Here is a 16,759-nt window from a genome sequence, read left to right as displayed (position 1 = left end):
GAGAGAATCGCGTTTCTGGCACCTGGATACAGACGCTGGTCTTGCTAAAAACTCATTCAGTCCTCTTTTCCATGTCAGGGAAGAAAGTCAATCTTCATCCTTTATATCAATGTCCTCAGGAATCGGTTCACTCAGGAATTCTTCCATGCGCCTTTTCAATTTTTCCATTTGATCCAGATGGGAGTTGAACTGTTCTTTGTTGATGAGGTATTGCTCGCCATCATGCACAGCGCGTATCTTGCGCTGGCGGATGAGTGCTTCCACATAGGCTGGAGGAAGCGAGAGATATTCGGCAGTTTCTTTAACAGTGAGATACATCGCAGTCAGTCCTTACTGATCATTCATTATTAAGTTTCTTCATTATATACTAGACTGCTGTTTTTCATAAAGGTGTAATTCCTCTCGCAAGAGCCTTGCCAGGTCCAAATTGGCTATTCATATAAGGGCATTCCTCAGTTAGGAATCTACTCGCATTCCGGCGTCTTCCTGACATGCCTCTCCATGCATTCTCCACTCAATAGTCGCAGTTCGCCTCCGGATTCTTGTCAACAATCGTCCATAACAGAGCCTGATTATATGATCCTCATGTAAAACGCCCCGATTAGGAACCTTTCAGTCGAAAATAGTGCCGGGCTGCCCCATTCTTAAAATGGCACTGCGCCGAAATGCTTCCTTGCTGACATTTCATACTTTCCCAATACAGTGAAAAACCAAAAACCGCCACTGCGGATGATCATCCGCAATGCCGGCCTTAACGTTTTCAGTCATTCACTTCGATTATCATATCAGTCTCTACCGCTGCTCCCCCTGGTAACGAATTGACTCCGACAGCGCACCTTATATGCTTGCCCTCCTCGCCAAGCAGCTTGACGGCAAGATCTGATGAACCGTTGAGGACCTGTGGAATCTCCGTAAAGTCTGACGAACAGTTAACGTACCCGGTAATTTTGATGATCCGGGCGACCTTGTCGAGACTGCCGAGCGTTTCTTTGATGATCGCCAGGTGATTCAGCGTCGTAATCCTTGCCGCTTCATATCCTTCTTCAACAGTGAAGTCCTCGCCGACCTTCCCTTTGAATTCCAGTTTGCCGTTCCATTTGCACGTTACACCGCTGATGTAAAGCAGTTGTCCTGAACGAATAGCAGCAAGATAGTTTCCAGCAGGCGAAGGAGGATCCGGGAGTTCATAGCCTGATGCTGCAAGCTTGTCTTCAACAGCACCGTGCTTGATCGGATTACCTGCATAGGGAATGGTGCCGGAAACTTCCAGTTTTCGGCTTCCGGCTGCGTCTACCAACTTCCTGCCTCCAGTGCCCTCCCACTCTCCTTCTTGGACGGCTGCTTTTTAATATAGACGGATTGCATTTGCCGTTTCCCTTTCGAAGGTTTGTGCGCATAATACATGTTTACATCTGCCGGCTCTGTGCAAAACGAACAGCTTATGCCTTCCGGTGCTTTCGAGATATGAGGGATGTCCAACACACTCAACGCTTCTTTAACATGCTGCCTGCAAGCCCACATTTTTTCTCCTCCTCTGTAAACCCTTACATTTTATAATGCAAATCAATCCGCCCAAAACGGCCCTTGAAAATATTTATTTTACTGCTGTCGGCTGTCCCTTCTTGATTTTTTCCGGTTTCCGCTTCTTCACCTGGGAAGTGACTTCCTCATTCCACGAAATCGTGACATCACCATTTTCTACGAACGTCTGGCATCCAAGCCTGTACCCATTTTCCAGCCATTCATCTCCAAGTTTGCGGCGTTCCTGCACTTTTACTTTATCAAGGTTTTCAGCACCTTCTTCTATTTTACATACACATGTTCCGCAAATTCCTCCGCCGCAGCGATTGGGCAGTTCTCCGTCATAACGGAGAGACATCCGTAAAATATTTGAGTTTTCCGGTACCTCAAGGATTTTTCCGCTTGTTGAATAATTGATTTTCGGCATATTGAAATCCTCCTCTAATTTCTCTTGTTGGAATACAGTATACCAAATTAATAATATTCTGACAATGCTAATAGTATAAATATTTCATATTTTGCTTATTATCAGTTAATTATTGCGTACAGGCGGTTTTTTCGGTAGACTATTTGGTATACCAAAAACATCTAACAGCACGGGAGGGAGATTGTATGCTTTCTGTAGGTTTAATTGGGTTCGGGGCAATCGGGAAAGATGTGCTTTCCTATATCGGTAAAGGGAAGGCCGGTTCGGTCCAGGTAAATGGGATACTTGTCAATTCGGCAGAAAAACACCTGGCTGCCGGTGCTCCAAAAGAACTGATCACTGACGACACGGAACGTTTCTTCAATCGAGACTATGACTTTATTATTGAGAGTGCGGGACACGGGGCGGTCCGGCAATTTGCAGAGAAGGCACTGATTGGCGGCAGCCATTTCATAACTGTATCCGTCGGCGCCTTCACAGATGAGGAATTGTATGAACGAATAACCGCTGCCGCAGAATCGTGCGGACGGAAATTGATCATGCCGTCTGCAGCCATCGGGGGGCTTGATCGCATAGCCGCTGCTGCTCTCAGTGAACTCGATGAAGTGACACTTGTAACAAGAAAACCGCCGGCTGCCTGGAGGGGGACAATCGCGGAAGAAAAAGTCAATCTCGATACGATCAGCGATGCGGCTGTCATATATGAAGGTACAGCCCGGGAATCGGCTAAGATGTTCCCGAAAAGCACAAATGTCTCGGCGGCACTCAGCCTTTCCGGCATCGGCTTTGACAGGACGAAAGTAAAAGTCCTCGTCGATCCATCCGTTAAGCGGAATACGCACCAGATTATTGCAAAAGGGTTCTTCGGTGAAGTCACATTCGAGATTCAAAATAAAGTTTTAAGGGATTACTCCCCACCTGTCGTCATTGGAGTTTGAAGCAGAACAAATGCGCAAGGTTCCCGCAGGAAGAGTTGATTTCCGCTGCAGGGGCTCGCTTTCCGCGGGGCGGGCGGTGATCCCCTGCAGCGGAAAGGAGCGGATAATCTCAAGAATAGGTACTATCATATTCATGAATTATTTATACCGAAAGGGTGCTTCAATGAAATAAGCCTCATACAAAAGGAAAAGCTCAGAGCACATTGGACTCTGAGCTTTCTTCTATGCTATTCAGGTTGCAGTTTTCTCAGGAATTCATTGTTGGCACCCTGCTTTTTCTGCACCTTATTCGGCATCCGCAGTCTCCGCGCCTTTCCGTTTGTTCACGTAACTGATATAAGCTTTCTTTGAGTTCTCAATATGAATCTTCGTTAGATATTCGGCCAGTTCAGCCTCTTTATTCCTGAGTGACTTCATAATTTGAATATGTTCTTTCAAAGACTCCCTTTTGCGGCCCTCTGCTTCATATCCCATATTGGCGGACATCTGGATATAGTCCGTCAAGCCGGAAAGAATTTCATACAGTTTAGGGCTCTTGGCGGCTTTGTAAAGAAGCAGGTTCATCTCGATATGTTCGAGCTCGAAGTTATCCTCGTCTTGTTCTTCGAGTTTTTCAAGTTCAGCAATCTGCCGGTCAAACTCCTTTTGTGTCTCTTCATCCATCCGCTGGGCGGCGAGCTTCGCAGCCAGAACCTCAAGTGAAGACAGGATGGTGAACACTTCAATCACTTCCTGCTCCGAAATGTTGGAGACTATGACTCCTTTTCTTGGAACCGTTTTGACAAACCCCTGCGATTCAAGCCTGAATAAGGCTTCCCGGATTGGCGTCCGGCTGATTTTCAATTTGTCGGCGAGTTCCCTTTCAATCAGTCTGTCCCCCGGTTCGTACTCCCCTTCAAGGATCAGGTTTTTAAGATAAATATAGGCCCGCTCCCTGATCGATAGCAGTTCGTCTTCAGCCCATTTCATGACTAACACCTTCTTTAGTTATATTACCCGTGCACATCTAAGCTGCCGAACTTCATTTCTGCCGTCTGTTTCCTTACATTCTATCAGAAAAGCGGTGATATTACCCGACTAATTTGTTTTAGGCTGCCGTTATATATGAATGTGCCAGTGTTAAATCCCGGCTATTGTTTCCACTGCTTTGTCCAGGGTCTCCTCTGTGCCGGTTCCCCTCCAGGACAGCAGATGCTCTGAAACAAGGCAAGAAGCGGCCCCGGCAGACCGGACCGCTTCTTGCTTTCAACGGCAGCCTTTTCAGCCTGGGCGCCCGAATTCCCGGCATGTTCGAAAGATCAGGATAAAAAGATTCCGCCATAAAATAGGCCTCCGACAATGACAAGCGCCGGATGGACTTTCAGTTTGTTCATCGCTAAAAACCCTGCAGCAGCGAGCAGCGCAAGATGAAACATGCCGCTCTTTTCAAATGCCGTAAGAAAAAATTGATAAGCAAGAACGCCAAGAAGAACAGCGATAATCGGCTGAACCGATTTCGTCATCAGTTTAACCTGCGGCGCTTCTTTGAATACATTCACAAATTTGAACAGCAGGATAACAGCCAGCGCCGAGGGCAGAATTGTTGCCGCAAGGGCAATCACCGCCCCAAAAACCCCGCCCATCTGGTAACCGATGAATCCGGCCATTTTCGTTGCAATCGGACCGGGCAGCACATTGGCAATTGCCAGAAGGTCGCCGAACTCCTGGAGCGACATCCATCCATAACGGTTAACGACCTCGTTTTGCACAAGCGGAATCGTAGATGGCCCGCCGCCGTATCCAAGCAGATTCGCTATGAAAAAAGCCAAAAAGATCTCCCAGTAAATCATAAGCCTCCCTCTTTCCGGTCAGCCGCCATCTCCTCAATCGCCTGCTGCGGCCTGTTTTTGAACGTCGCAATCAAGAAAGCTGCCGCCAGGAATGCACCGATCAGGATGCCGGGATGAAGCTTGAAATATTCAAGCACAATGAGCGAGAGGATAAACAGGCCGGCTGCCGCCGGAAAACCGAATCCTTTTCTCGCTTTATCCGCAAACTTATATGCCATCTCCAGGAGCATAATGCCGATGATGGGAGTGACGCCTGCCACCATGCCTGCCACTACCGGTGACGTTCTGAACTTATATAAAAACCCGAGCAGGCCAAGCATCCCTATCAATGATGGAAGAATATGGGCAAGAACTGCTATTGCCGCTCCGCCGCCGCCTTTTACTTTAAATCCGATATATGCAGCCATTTTTGTCGCAATGGGGCCCGGCAGCGTGTTCGCGAGGGCCAGTGTTTGGCCAAATTCTTCTTCTGTCATCCATTCATATTTCTTGACCGCTTCATACTCGATCAGCGGAATGGTGGAAGGACCTCCGCCATAGCCGGTGACACCTGTTCGGGCAAAACCGGCTGCCAGGTTGATATAAGCCTTCACTGTTATCCACCCTCTTCCCCTTATCTATTTCTGTATTAAGATTTTTATTTAATGAAGGAAAAAGCACCGGCAAACATAATGCCGCCGGTGCCCTTCTGTTAAAGAGAAGCCAGAATTCGTATACTTGAACCTTGCACTTTACTGGTTATTTCTTAATATCTGCGTCTGTCACCACTTCATAACCGTCGTTTTGCAAGTACTCCTGTAACGCTTTCAGACCGGCCGTACCGACGGCGATATCCTGCTCGCCATTGCCGCCGCTGACTCCGATGCCGCCGATCACTTCGCCGTTTACGACGATCGGGAACCCGCCGACGAATACCGCGAATTTACCCGGGAGCATGTGCTGGATTCCAAAAGCTTCATTCCCAGGAAGCACCGGGCCGTTCGGCTCCTTGTTGAAAAGGTGGGTTGAGCGCTTGTGCCCTGCCGCCGTATATGCTTTTGCGATTGCGATTTCCGGCCCTGTGATGCGCGCGCCGTTCATCCGTTCAAGTGCGATGATGTTACCGCCTTCATCGGCGATCGCAATCGTTTCAAGAACGTTGATTTCCTCTGATTTCGTTTTGGCTGCTTCAATCATATGTTTTGCTTCTTCAAGTTCCAATTTCAATGCCTTTTTCATCTGCTGATGGTCCCCTTTCGGCTCGTTATTAAAATCCGTCAGTATCCGATATATACCGTTTTAGTCTGGGTGAAAAATTCCAGACCGGCCCGGCCTGATTCACGGAATGTTGATGTGCTTGATTTTTTGATGCCGCCAAACGGCGCATTGATCAGGTTGCCGGTTGTCGTCCTGTTCACCTTGACTGTTCCTGCCTGACTGTCTTTTGTGAACCGCTGGGCGACGGCAAGGTTGTTGGTTACGATGGACGATGACAGGCCATATTCAACATCGTTGGCGACAGCAACCGCTTCTTCATAATTTTCTACCTCGATGACGGCGATGACAGGCCCGAAAATTTCTTCCTGTGCAATTGTCATGTCCGGTTTTACATTTGTGAAAATGGCCGGCTCCACATAATAGCCTTTCTCGTAATCGCCTTCTGTCAGATGCTTGCCGCCGAATACGAGGTCGGCGCCTTCTTCAATGCCGATGGATATATAGTTCAACACATTCTTAAGCTGTTTTTCGTTGGCAAGCGGGCCGATTATGACGCCTTCTTCAAATCCGCTGCCGATTTTCAGGGAGCTTGCTTTTTCCTTGAGGGCCTCCACATATTTGTCCTTAACGCTCTTCATGACGATAACCCTGCTTGTCCCTGTACAAGCTTGCCCGGTCAGGGAGTAGCCGCCGTTCACCGTCAGCTTTACGGCAAGGTCGATATCCGCATCATCCATGACAATGATCGGGTTTTTCCCGCCGAGTTCCATTTGCGTGCGCGTCGTCAATGACACCTTACTGTGGATATGTTCACCTGCTCCAGTGGAACCAGTGAACGTCACAGCCCTCACTGCCTGATGTTCCACAAGAGTATCGCCGATGTCACGGGAGCTTCCGGTCACAAAGTTCAGGACACCTTCCGGAATACCTGCTTCATGAAGTGCTTCCGCAAGACGGTATGCGATTAGCGGAGTTTCTGATGAAGGCTTGAATACAACCGTATTGCCTGTAATCAAAGCTGGTGCAATTTTCCTTGCCGGAATGGAGATCGGAAAATTCCACGGCGTGATGACCGTAATGACGCCAAGAGGTTCGCGCTCGGAAGACACCTTCATTTGCGGGTCATCATTCGGATAGGTTTCCCCGGTAAATGTTTGCCCTTCAACTGCGTAAAAACGGAGTGTCTGCGCTGAACGCAGCACTTCTCCTCTGGCCGCCCCGATGATTTTCCCTTCTTCACGCGTCAGCTCTTCGGCAAGCTGATCGACATTTTCTTCAAGAATGGCGGCTGCTTTATTTAAAATGGCGGCCCGCTTTGATGGGGCTGTTGCCGCCCAGGATGGGAATGCCGCTTCCGCAGCATCGATGGCTTTTTTTACATCGCCTTCTGTGGATGCCTGAAAAACGCCGACGATATCATTTTTGTCTGCAGGGTTGACGCTGGTGAATGTCTTCGAGCTGGCTGTTTCCGTCCAGGTTCCCCCGATTAGATTTTTATATGTTTGTGCATTAGCTGTTAGCAATCAAATCATCCTTTCCATTCATGATTTCGGACGTTTATCAACGAAGTGGCAGCCTCCGCCAGGAAAGCTGCCACATTCTTTTTTCTATAGGAGGTGTGGTAGGTTATGCTTGTACAAGTGCACCGAGATCTTTTTCCAGATACTCTCTCCACAATCCGTCCATATACATGCGGCGCATCTGGGCTCCTACCCTTACTACTTCAAGGCAGCGCTGCTGAAGTTCAGGAGTATCAGCATGTTCAAGGACAATTTTGTAACCGCGCTCGCCGTGGATTTCATCAGATACGATATGAAGATCGAAGAATTCGATTTCTTCATCTGTGAAGTTGTATTGTTCACGGAGTGCCGGCGTCTGTTTGCGGTAAATATCCGGAACCTGTGATTCCAATCCGACGACAAGAGCTGCTGTTGCAACAACGAAATGTTCACGGGCAGCTACTGCATAGCACCAGCTTTGAAGTCCTCTTGTTGTCGCCGCCATGTTGTTTGGATTCTGAACGCGTTCACGAGTTGTGCCGCAAGCTTCTGCAAAACGGATCAAGAGGTCTGTATGGCGGTCGGCTGCAATCTCTTCTTCATACATATTTTGCAGCGTAAAGTCTTTTGCATCTTCATACTTCGGCAGGTCCGGGGTGTTATGGTAAATGTAAGCGAGATAGTCTGCGAAAGGTCCGACATAGTGGTAATGGTTTTCTGCCCACTTCGCAAAATGTTTCCGCTCAAGTTTCCCTTCTGACCAGGCTACCGTAAATGGTGCCTTCTGGCTGTGATTACCCTTGATCGCTTCTTCCAGCTCTTTACGAAACTCATCTTTACCAAGCAGTCTTTCCAAATGAATCTCCTCCTCAAATGTTTGGGCCTGTACAACTAAACCCACATTTTGTATTTTGAATTTTGTATACCAAAAGCGCTAAAAGTAAAAACTATATCTCGCTGGATTTCTTGTTGGAACCCTTTAAGGATCGGATATAGCTTGAATCTGTAACTCTATTAATTTTGTTTATTGGTATACCGTTGTTTAAATCGTAACCTATCATTTTCAATTTGTAAACAAATTTTTTAAATATTTTAACTTTTCAAACGTGGATACAGTGGAAATCAAAAGAAAAAGACGGCAAATATCGTTGCAGCGGTAAGCCCTGTAATAACCGGAATAAAATTCTTCCTTGCAAGTTCCAGCACTGGCACACCGGTCAATCCGGCGATCGCAACAAGTGAAGACCAGGCAATCAGCGTACCGCCGCCTGTCCAAATTGAACCCATCTGCCCGATTGCTGCAAGTGTATCAGGTTCGATCCCTGCTGTATTGGACATCGCACCAGAGAGTGCGCCAACAAGCGGCAAACCGGAAAATCCAGATCCGTCAAGCCCAGTGATGATGCCGACGATAAGAATGCCGAAAGCAGTCAGCAATGCACTTTCCGGAATGAAACTTTGTGCCGATTGGACAAGGTCAAACAGGAATGCCGGTGCTGCGGCATCTTCTCCGAGTGACAATATCGATCCTGTAAAATCGGAGCTGCCGAGAAAGAAAAACCCAGCAATCGGAATAACGGGACCCATTGCCCTGAATGCAAAGACAAAACCTTCTGTAATATGGTCGCTGATTTTTTCAAGGGCGTGCATGCGCCGGAATGCGACGGAGGCGAGGACAAATAGAATCGTGGCTACACCGCCAATAAATGCGGCCCCATCTCCCCCTTCAAAACCTGTCATTGATTCACCGCCAAGTTTTGTGGAGAACATGTAGATCATTACGGCAAGTAATGACAACGGGACAAGAACAGCAAAAATCTTTCCCCATTTTTCACGCCTGTCTTCATATTGTGCCGATTCGGAGGTGGCAGATACTTCCGCGGGGACAGCTCCCTTGCCGCTTAGCGCCTCGAGCGCTTTAACCTGGATTTTTGATTCTTCACTGTCAGGCTTCGTGATCGTCTGGCGCACCATTACGTATGCAACCGTAAGGGCCACTCCTCCAGTGACAAATGAAAGGAGCAAGGCTTTATCTGCAACTGTGGCTGTTTCGAGCCCGGCAGCAGAAGCTGTCAGCATCGGGGCAATCTGCATGATGTAATCCGATGAAAGCGCCATTCCCTGTCCGGCGATCGCAATCGTGACGGCGGCTCCCATAGCCGGGAGTCCTGCACGCACTGCAGCTGGTACGAGCAGTGCTGCGATAAGCGGTACAGCAGGCGTCGGCCAGAAGAAAAGGGAAATGACATATGTGACTGCAAACAGAATGAAAAATGCAATATGCCCGTTTTTAAAAACCTTCTGTATCGGGGCGATCATTTTTGCATCGGCGCCGATATCACTTAACGAATTCAGGAGCGCCACCATCAATGTGATGATCAGGAAGATACTGAACAATTCCTGGGCCGCAACGAGGTTGGCGTTAAATACCGCCTGGAACCCGCCGATAAATGACCCTTTATATATCCAGGCGACTAAAAAGGTGCCCGCTATTGTTGGAAGCACTACTCCCCGCCGAAATAACATCGTGACGATGACCAACAATGTGACAAGCGCATACAACCAGTGAGCAATAGTTAATTCCACAGCAATCACCCTCTTCTTTGGAGTTGTAACGTCATACTTTCTCTTTTTTTAAAAGACTTTCACCCATTTTTTGGCCCCTTGATACGAGGCCTTTCTTTAATTGGTTTGCACATGTAAATCTAAAATTTCTTCAACAGCAGAGGCGATATTCTCAAGTGCTTCAGTTACAATTTCTTCGCCGATTTCCCTGCTTCCCTGCGTTCCATTGCCGATGCATCCGTTTGATGTCATTTCTTCGTATTTGTAAAACCCCTGTAAAACGCTGCCCGGACGCAGGTTTTTCCACCTCCCCTCAGTGACAAATTCCCCTTCCGTCAACTTCTCGGCACGGACCAGCTCAGGCGCCAGATAAAGGGCCTCGGATACTTCCCGCTCACAGCTGTGTCCGAAAACAGGGGATTTTATATGCTCAGCGACGGCCATTTTTGCAGAAGCCGTCGTCTTCGCTACATACACTTCAACATCCAGTTCATCCGCAAACATTGTACTTGCGACACTCAATGTTGATTGATTGCCCCCATGGGCGTTCAAAAAAAGAAACCTTGTGATCCCATGATGGTGAAGTGACATGACCATATCCCTCAATACTGCAATCAGCGTATCGGGTTTCAGTGAAATGGTTCCTGGAAAATTAAGATGGTGCGGTGAGACGCCCATATTTACAGTCGGTGTCACTAACACGTGCGGGAACAGCTTTTCACCCAGCTTTTCACCCATTCGGTCGGCAAGCACTGCATCACAGCTTTCAACCATATGAGGCCCATGCTGTTCGTGAGCGCCAATCGGAATAACCGCCAGTTTTACCGTTTCAAGCGCATCCTTCACTTCTTCCCAGGTCATTTTCGTCAGCACGTAAGCATTCATCCAGCAAACACTCCTTTGACGTGTCCATTGCTCCAAGTTTTGGCATATTGTATACCTTAATAAAATTAAAAAAACTATCTCTTTACCGTTTCCTGAATCTTTTTCTTCTGAAGATCTATTCCTTCTTGAGTAATCTCCAAGTCTGCTTTGATATACAACTGGCATGTCAGCCTGTACCCTTTTTCCAGGTTATCACCAAGCATCTTTTCTTCTTTCCAGTTTGGCGGGTCCAGTTGATCGGCTCCTTCGAGAACCTGGCATGTACACTTAGTGCACTTGCCCATTCCGCAGCCGTACTTCAGCTCCGGGAATTGCTTGATTCCTGCAAGGACAACGAGATTCGCACTATCTTTCACCTGCTGTTCAATGATGCTGTTTCCGGTATGCAATCGGACTAACGGCATCTCATCACCTTCCTTCAGTTGATTTAAAATATGACAATTTTCTGAATTTTTTTTGCTTAAAATGATTATAACCGCCCTATTCGTCATTTGTAAACCCTTTCATTTCATTTTTTCACTATTGGCACGTTGTTTACATGGAATGTGTTGGATTTTTATAAAAATTCAGAATTTAATCTTGATAATTGTTAGGTCTTCGGCTAAACTATTAATCAAACGCTGTTTTGGTATACAATATGCCTATTGCTGCTCGTTAGTGGAACCCGGCCGGATTCCATCAGCAAACCAATTTTAAAAGGAGTGGGTACAATATGGACAAGTTTATCGTTCTTACAAATAAGACGACCTTTCAGACAATCCTGGATAATCCCGGGCTCGAACCGGTGGAAACTTATCATTTTTACTTTTTTGAAGATTTGAAGGCCAAGTACACGATTGCCAAAATCATTGATGAAAATGCCAAAATCCAGCTTTATGAGAAATATGAAGGGAAAGAGTTTGTGAACCACATCCGGGTGAAATTCTTCGAAGCATTCCCGAATATTGAAGAAGCCCGCGAAGAGCTCTACGAAATGGTCAAAGCTTCAGGCAGCGGCGAAGATTCCAAATTCACCAGGCTTGTGAAATCAGAACAGGCGGCTGTTTAACCATTTCCAATAACTTCATATCTCGTAAAGGGGAGTAGCCAGGTACAGTAATGTCGTCATGACGGGACGCATTTCCCCGGCATTACTGGCAGCAAGCATGTTGTTGGCGAGACCTTTGCCTCCGGGCAAGTTTCGAATAAATCCCTTTTTGCGCTTTTGACCCTGCCCTTTTGTGCAGGGTTCTTTTTTTCTTGAAGCAGTTAGTGGTTTCCGCTCAAATCACTCGCTTTTTGTGCAGGAGCCCGTAGAAAGCAAGTTGACTATTCTTGTTAATTGCAGACTACTTATCTTCCCTTCCTGTCACCTGCAGCATTTTCTGACATTGTTATTTTTCAAAAGTAAAGCCTTTCCCGAAAAAAATCATATCGGCCTCTTCATCCGATCAGGCCGAAATTCTTATTTGGAGGAATATAAAAATGGATACCGTTGAATTTTTAACCGCACTTGCTTCCATCATTGCCATCGACTTGATTCTTGCCGGCGACAATGCGCTCTTAATCGGCCTCGCTGCCCGCAACTTGCCTAAGCATCAGCAAAAGAAAGTTATCATGTTCGGAGCAATTGGCGCAGTCGTCATCAGGTCAATCGCCACATTACTTGTCGTATGGCTCTTGAAAATTCCGGGCCTGTTAATTGCCGGAGCCCTCTTTTTGCTTTTCATCGCATACAAGCTGTTGACAGAACAACAGGATGACAAAGAGGTCAATGCAAAAACGACATTATGGGGCGCAATTAAAACAATCATCATTGCAGATGCTGCCATGGGGATCGATAACGTGATTGCAGTCGCAGGTGCCGCCCACGGCAGCTTCCTGCTTGTCGTCATCGGGCTCTTGATCAGTATTCCAGTCGTCATCTGGGGCAGCACGCTCATCCTTAAATTACTGACCCGCTTCCCATCGATCATCTATATCGGCGCAGGCGTACTTGTCCTAACTGCCGGCAAGATGCTTTTTGAAGATCCATTCCTGCATGGCCAGCTTCACCTCCCGCTGCTTGCCAAGTGGGGCATCATAACACTTCTCATCTCAGCAGTCTTATTGGCAGGCTATGCGAAGAACACCAGGAGTGAAGCATATGCTGCAGCAGCAAAGGAAGGCGCTGAGTAACGGAGCATCGCACATCTCACTTCCGACCTGCCTTAATCAGTTGGATTGATGATTTTCAGGGACGGAAACTTGTCTTCCGTGCCTATAATCGATGGAGGACTCGCTTTATAGGCACGCAAATCTGTCTTCCGTGCCTATAATTGATGGAGGACTCGCCTTATAGGCACGCAAACCTGTATCCCGTGCCTATAATTGATGGGGGACTTGCTTTATAAGCACGCAAACCTGTCTCCCGTGCCTATAATTGATGGAGGACTCGCTTTACAGGCACGCAAACCTGTCTCCCGTGCCTATAATTGATGGAGGACTCGCTTTACAGGCACGCAAACCTGTCTTCCGTGCCTATAATTGATGGATTCCTAGCTTTACAGGCACGCAAACCTGTCTCCCGTGCCTATAATTGATGGAGGACTCGCTTTACAGGCACGGCAATCTGTCTCCTGTGCCTATAGATGATGGAGGACTTGCTTTATAGGCACGCAAACTTATCTCCCGTACCTATAATGATGGATTCCTAGCTTTACAGGCACGCATACTTGTCTCCCGTGCCTATAATTGATGGATTCCTAGCTATACAAGAACGGAACCCCTCTTGCCATGACTATAACAACTGCTGGTGTTCTGGGATCTCCTCTCCCTCTACTATTTTCGAGCATTTCACTGACAAAACACACAGACACACTAGCTTGCTGTTAAGTTTTGACCAATGCTATTATTTCATCTCCCAAAATTCTGTTTAAGACCCTCATATGCTTAACCTCGATTGAGCTTTCAGATCAACAAAAATAACAGGCGGAATCCGCCTGTTATTTTAAAGTGTTTTATGAATCCCCGAACTACTCACCACGCCAGGTACCGGTTTTTCCAAATACTAAGGCAGGCTGAAGCAACGCCATCATTTAACAGGTTGAAGTTAAAGCTGCATCATCTGCAGCACAGTCAAATATACCATCGCCGATCCCAGAAACAGAGCCGTGAATGCGCCATTCCAATTTGACACCTTAAAGGAACTTGTCTTGACTATGCTCGACATCAATCCAATTGTTGCATTATAAGGCCCCATCAGGAATGCAGATACCGCTCCGGCAAGAATTGAAACGGTCAGAATATACGGCGAGATGCCAAGTGCCTGCGGGTCCAGCGCCTCTGCCATCAATGCCACTGCAATTGCCGGATGAAGGCCGATGAATGCAAGGCCAAGCGGGAGGAGCGGCAGCAGCACGAGGAACACCTGGATTCCGATCATTTCCCTGATACCTGTTATCCACACATTAAGCAAATGGTCCGTTCCGGAAAATTTGATTGCTGAGATGAAAAAGCCGGCTGCAAGGAATATAAAGAATTGTTCCTTCATTTTCAGCAAATGATTGCGGGTATGCTCCTTCAATCCCCGGCCGAACTCTGCTCCCCTTCCGATCAAGAGCGACCATGTAAGCGCAAATGGAATGACCAAAAGTGCGACTAAAATAATAAATGAGAAATGAAAAAGCTGTTCAAAAATAGAAATCAGTACATTGAAAATGAGAATGGCAGCAAGCACATGCAAAAGCCGGCGCGGCCGTGGACTTGCTCCGGCAGACTGCTCACGTGCGGCAGCCAGCTCCTCCGCTGCCGTATTGCTGTATGCTTGTCCATCATTATTCTTAATGGCTGCACGCCTGCCGAGATACCAGTCCAGCAGAAGCCCGGCAATGCTCAGGGGCAGAATATACGGCAGTATCGCTCCCCAGCTCACTCCTGTCATCTCAATAACGATTCCGACGATCGGCGTAACGGGCGCCCACATCAACGGCATTGCAAACCCATGGGTGATCGCACGGCTCATAAACCGTTCCTGGTCTGCAAGGTTGAAACTTTTTGTGACCGGCTGGATTGAATAATACGTCATTGGCAATGTCGCAAGATTCATAAAGATGCTGAAGAAATACGACAGGCCTGATGTCATCATGTAAAGCCGCCCAGAAGAGTTCACTTTCTTCTGGATAACTGATTGAATTGCATCCCCGTAGTTGCCGAGCCTGATCGGAAGCGCCAGAATCGGCACCATCGCAAACAAGGTGAGCAAATTAAGCATCGGCCCGAACGAGAACAAATAATCAGCAGGACCCGCACCGCTTGATGCCAGCATCATTATTCCAAGAGCAAGAAAGATCCCGCCTGTCACCTGGACAAATCTGCCGACCGAAAAAAATGTGGAGGCGACGATAAGCAAGCTGGCGGCTGCCAGCGGCAGCCCAAGGTCGATTTGCGGAAAAACAACCGTTATAACATAAGTAAAGATTGCAAAAATAAAGAGCGGTCTTACCATACCATCACCACGTTTTCAATAAATTCAGAAATTAATACTATTCTATCGCAGCCTGTCTGCAAAAGCCATCTGACCGATGTCTTTCAGCGGAATCGCCACTGAATAACCACAGCTGGAATGTTATTGGTAATTGATATGGTATACCAAATGTGTATATTTTGCAATTATAATCCTGTTTTTTATAAAATATATGGGATATTGTATACAATTTTATTGATTTGCACCCAAATATCCTCTATAATGAAAATATCAAATCATAGTTATCAGGAGGCGATAACATGTTCAACTTCTTCTTTGGCTCCAGAAAACTGGAGGATAAGGCAAGCCGCAAACTGGCCAGACTGAGACGGACCCTTAAGTTTTAGTCAAATGCCTTTGTTGTAACGTTTAATTGACAACACCCATTTTTGATCCGCTGCCTTTTGGCAGCGGATTTTTTTTAGCTATGTTATTGCAGATAGTAAATTAGAAAGGAAGTCGCACGGCTCTTTCGTTTCTGGCTCCTAAGAATGCCCATCATAAAAAAGCTTCTTATGCTGAAGAAGGCTGTCTTAATCTTCTCTCCGTTTGCTAATGCCGTTCATCCGCTGTTTCAATGGAGTTCATCGACCCGCTCATCAATATACAATGAGCCATCCTGCAGCAACTCCGCATAAAATACATCACCAGCCGATGCGACGCCCAATTTCTTCAGTTCGCTTTCAAGCCATTCTGTGTCGAGATTGTAATGTGTCAGGTTACGGTGGTTGACGACACCGTCGGAGATGATTTCGGTTCCGATTGGATAAGCATTCGGAGTCTGCCTTATTTGCATATCACGAGCAGTAAGCGGCTGTTTATCTTGTTTTTTCATCACAGAAAGTGTTCCGTCTATTTCGAAAATGGCATAGTCCACATCGGAAATGGAGAAAATATTCTTTTTACGGAGCAGTACATTCAAAGCGTCAACATCAAGTTGAGTTTTCCGTAATGTATCTTCCATGATTTTTCCTTTTTTGATCACAATCTGCGGACTTCCTTCTACAACTTTGCGGAACGGTCCCCATTTTATATCAAGAAAGCTGAACACCAGTGTGAACGCTGTCCACCCCGCTAATGCAATCAATCCGTTTCGGATGCTGAATGCATTGGAGGTAACAATCGAGCCGGCAATCGTACCGAATGTAATAGCAGACACGAAATTGAAGAATGTCATCTGGCTGATTTCTTTTCTCCCTGCAATCCTCGCCATAGCGAGTAAAGCAGTAAAAGCGATTGCTATCCGTACAAACAATTCTGTGACTCCCATTTCGCGCCCTCCTTTTTAATTAGCTTTTTACCGGAAAAGCGGTCTTATTCACTGAAACAAAAAACGGACAGTCCCTTTTATATTATTTTGTTTTTCGTTTTAAAACGCAGGGAATCATGAAAGGGACGGAGCAAACATGAAAGGA

The 16,759-nt window shown here is 46.9% G+C and carries 18 protein-coding genes; 3 read left to right on the top strand and 15 right to left on the bottom strand.

From position 1 onward, the window contains the following. Positions 1 to 87 precede the first annotated feature (87 nt). From A4U59_RS12100 to A4U59_RS12085, 4 genes are all read right to left on the bottom strand, one after another. Positions 88 to 318, bottom strand: a complete 231-nt coding sequence (locus A4U59_RS12100; protein ID WP_066173894.1) for an excisionase family DNA-binding protein — start codon at positions 316 to 318, stop codon at positions 88 to 90. 442 nt (positions 319 to 760) lie between these two features. Continuing rightward, positions 761 to 1,297, bottom strand: a complete 537-nt coding sequence (locus A4U59_RS12095) for a RidA family protein (RefSeq protein ID WP_245680546.1) — start codon at positions 1,295 to 1,297, stop codon at positions 761 to 763. Next, positions 1,291 to 1,521: a hypothetical protein gene (locus A4U59_RS22020; RefSeq protein WP_066173892.1), complete on the bottom strand. Its 231-nt coding sequence runs from the start codon at positions 1,519 to 1,521 to the stop codon at positions 1,291 to 1,293. The genes A4U59_RS12095 and A4U59_RS22020 overlap by 7 nt, the downstream gene beginning before the upstream one ends. A gap of 73 nt (positions 1,522 to 1,594) precedes the next feature. Continuing rightward, positions 1,595 to 1,948 (bottom strand): 2Fe-2S iron-sulfur cluster-binding protein, encoded by a 354-nt coding sequence (locus A4U59_RS12085; protein ID WP_066173890.1) that lies wholly within the window; start codon positions 1,946 to 1,948, stop codon positions 1,595 to 1,597. Between the two features lie 185 nt (positions 1,949 to 2,133). Between A4U59_RS12085 and A4U59_RS12080 the strand changes: the two genes are divergently transcribed. Next, entirely contained in the window at positions 2,134 to 2,886 is a 753-nt protein-coding gene (locus tag A4U59_RS12080) for an aspartate dehydrogenase (protein WP_066173888.1), read from the top strand. Positions 2,887 to 3,171: 285 nt separating this feature from the next. Here A4U59_RS12080 and A4U59_RS12075 read toward each other — a convergent pair whose 3' ends face one another. The 9 genes from A4U59_RS12075 to A4U59_RS12030 all read right to left on the bottom strand — a co-directional run bounded on the left by A4U59_RS12075 (position 3,172) and on the right by A4U59_RS12030 (position 11,265). Beyond that, entirely contained in the window at positions 3,172 to 3,855 is a 684-nt protein-coding gene (locus A4U59_RS12075; RefSeq protein ID WP_066173885.1) for a GntR family transcriptional regulator, read from the bottom strand. Between the two features lie 329 nt (positions 3,856 to 4,184). Next, the gene (locus A4U59_RS12065) at positions 4,185 to 4,715 is read right to left on the bottom strand and encodes a chromate transporter (protein WP_066173879.1); all 531 of its coding nucleotides are present in this window, start codon (positions 4,713 to 4,715) and stop codon (positions 4,185 to 4,187) included. After that, complete coding sequence (locus A4U59_RS12060; RefSeq protein ID WP_066173876.1) at positions 4,712 to 5,308, bottom strand: chromate transporter; 597 nt, start codon at positions 5,306 to 5,308, stop codon at positions 4,712 to 4,714. The genes A4U59_RS12065 and A4U59_RS12060 overlap by 4 nt, the downstream gene beginning before the upstream one ends. A gap of 145 nt (positions 5,309 to 5,453) precedes the next feature. Beyond that, on the bottom strand, positions 5,454 to 5,933 hold the full coding sequence (locus A4U59_RS12055; protein ID WP_066173874.1) for a GlcG/HbpS family heme-binding protein: 480 nt from the start codon (positions 5,931 to 5,933) through the stop codon (positions 5,454 to 5,456). A 38-nt stretch (positions 5,934 to 5,971) separates the two neighbouring features. Beyond that, positions 5,972 to 7,435: an aldehyde dehydrogenase family protein gene (locus A4U59_RS12050; RefSeq protein WP_066173871.1), complete on the bottom strand. Its 1,464-nt coding sequence runs from the start codon at positions 7,433 to 7,435 to the stop codon at positions 5,972 to 5,974. A 103-nt stretch (positions 7,436 to 7,538) separates the two neighbouring features. Then, positions 7,539 to 8,267 (bottom strand): iron-containing redox enzyme family protein, encoded by a 729-nt coding sequence (locus A4U59_RS12045; RefSeq protein ID WP_066173868.1) that lies wholly within the window; start codon positions 8,265 to 8,267, stop codon positions 7,539 to 7,541. A 266-nt stretch (positions 8,268 to 8,533) separates the two neighbouring features. After that, the gene (locus A4U59_RS12040) at positions 8,534 to 9,997 is read right to left on the bottom strand and encodes a hypothetical protein (RefSeq protein WP_066173864.1); all 1,464 of its coding nucleotides are present in this window, start codon (positions 9,995 to 9,997) and stop codon (positions 8,534 to 8,536) included. 96 nt (positions 9,998 to 10,093) lie between these two features. Further along, positions 10,094 to 10,861 carry a creatininase family protein gene (locus A4U59_RS12035; RefSeq protein WP_066173861.1) on the bottom strand — a complete coding sequence of 256 codons (768 nt, stop codon included), beginning with the start codon at positions 10,859 to 10,861 and terminating at the stop codon, positions 10,094 to 10,096. Between the two features lie 74 nt (positions 10,862 to 10,935). Next, complete coding sequence (locus tag A4U59_RS12030; RefSeq protein ID WP_066173949.1) at positions 10,936 to 11,265, bottom strand: 2Fe-2S iron-sulfur cluster-binding protein; 330 nt, start codon at positions 11,263 to 11,265, stop codon at positions 10,936 to 10,938. A gap of 308 nt (positions 11,266 to 11,573) precedes the next feature. On the opposite strand from A4U59_RS12030, the gene A4U59_RS12025 reads away from it, so the two are divergent. Next, positions 11,574 to 11,909 carry a hypothetical protein gene (locus A4U59_RS12025; protein ID WP_066173856.1) on the top strand — a complete coding sequence of 112 codons (336 nt, stop codon included), beginning with the start codon at positions 11,574 to 11,576 and terminating at the stop codon, positions 11,907 to 11,909. A gap of 416 nt (positions 11,910 to 12,325) precedes the next feature. Next, positions 12,326 to 13,018, top strand: coding sequence for a TerC family protein (locus A4U59_RS12020; RefSeq protein ID WP_066173854.1), 693 nt, complete (start codon positions 12,326 to 12,328; stop codon positions 13,016 to 13,018). Between the two features lie 913 nt (positions 13,019 to 13,931). Here the strand turns inward: A4U59_RS12020 and A4U59_RS12015 are convergent. Together A4U59_RS12015 and A4U59_RS12010 are read right to left on the bottom strand one after the other, a co-directional pair. Then, the gene (locus tag A4U59_RS12015; RefSeq protein ID WP_066173852.1) at positions 13,932 to 15,326 is read right to left on the bottom strand and encodes a hypothetical protein; all 1,395 of its coding nucleotides are present in this window, start codon (positions 15,324 to 15,326) and stop codon (positions 13,932 to 13,934) included. A gap of 592 nt (positions 15,327 to 15,918) precedes the next feature. Then, on the bottom strand, positions 15,919 to 16,614 hold the full coding sequence (locus A4U59_RS12010) for a DUF421 domain-containing protein (RefSeq protein ID WP_066173850.1): 696 nt from the start codon (positions 16,612 to 16,614) through the stop codon (positions 15,919 to 15,921). Positions 16,615 to 16,759 lie beyond the last annotated feature (145 nt).

Source organism: Bacillus marinisedimentorum (assembly GCF_001644195.2).
In the GTDB taxonomy this organism is placed as follows: Bacteria; Bacillota; Bacilli; order Bacillales; family Bacillaceae_O; genus Bacillus_BL; species Bacillus_BL marinisedimentorum.
Note: the sequence above shows the minus strand (reverse complement) of the source record. Positions and strands in the feature narration are given on the sequence as shown.

Excerpts from the sequence above, each read along its gene's own strand:
- A4U59_RS12020 (WP_066173854.1), top strand. The coding sequence starts at position 12,326 with ATGGATACCGTTGAATTTTTAACCGCACTTGCTTCCATCATTGCCATC.
- A4U59_RS12010 (WP_066173850.1), bottom strand. The coding sequence starts at position 16,614 with ATGGGAGTCACAGAATTGTTTGTACGGATAGCAATCGCTTTTACTGCT.
- A4U59_RS12100 (WP_066173894.1), bottom strand. The coding sequence starts at position 318 with ATGTATCTCACTGTTAAAGAAACTGCCGAATATCTCTCGCTTCCTCCA.
- A4U59_RS12035 (WP_066173861.1), bottom strand. The coding sequence starts at position 10,861 with ATGAATGCTTACGTGCTGACGAAAATGACCTGGGAAGAAGTGAAGGAT.
- A4U59_RS12075 (WP_066173885.1), bottom strand. The coding sequence starts at position 3,855 with ATGAAATGGGCTGAAGACGAACTGCTATCGATCAGGGAGCGGGCCTAT.
- A4U59_RS12055 (WP_066173874.1), bottom strand. The coding sequence starts at position 5,933 with ATGAAAAAGGCATTGAAATTGGAACTTGAAGAAGCAAAACATATGATT.
- A4U59_RS12030 (WP_066173949.1), bottom strand. The coding sequence starts at position 11,265 with ATGCCGTTAGTCCGATTGCATACCGGAAACAGCATCATTGAACAGCAG.
- A4U59_RS12025 (WP_066173856.1), top strand. The coding sequence starts at position 11,574 with ATGGACAAGTTTATCGTTCTTACAAATAAGACGACCTTTCAGACAATC.
- A4U59_RS12085 (WP_066173890.1), bottom strand. The coding sequence starts at position 1,948 with ATGCCGAAAATCAATTATTCAACAAGCGGAAAAATCCTTGAGGTACCG.
- A4U59_RS12015 (WP_066173852.1), bottom strand. The coding sequence starts at position 15,326 with ATGGTAAGACCGCTCTTTATTTTTGCAATCTTTACTTATGTTATAACG.
- A4U59_RS12080 (WP_066173888.1), top strand. The coding sequence starts at position 2,134 with ATGCTTTCTGTAGGTTTAATTGGGTTCGGGGCAATCGGGAAAGATGTG.
- A4U59_RS22020 (WP_066173892.1), bottom strand. The coding sequence starts at position 1,521 with ATGTGGGCTTGCAGGCAGCATGTTAAAGAAGCGTTGAGTGTGTTGGAC.
- A4U59_RS12065 (WP_066173879.1), bottom strand. The coding sequence starts at position 4,715 with ATGATTTACTGGGAGATCTTTTTGGCTTTTTTCATAGCGAATCTGCTT.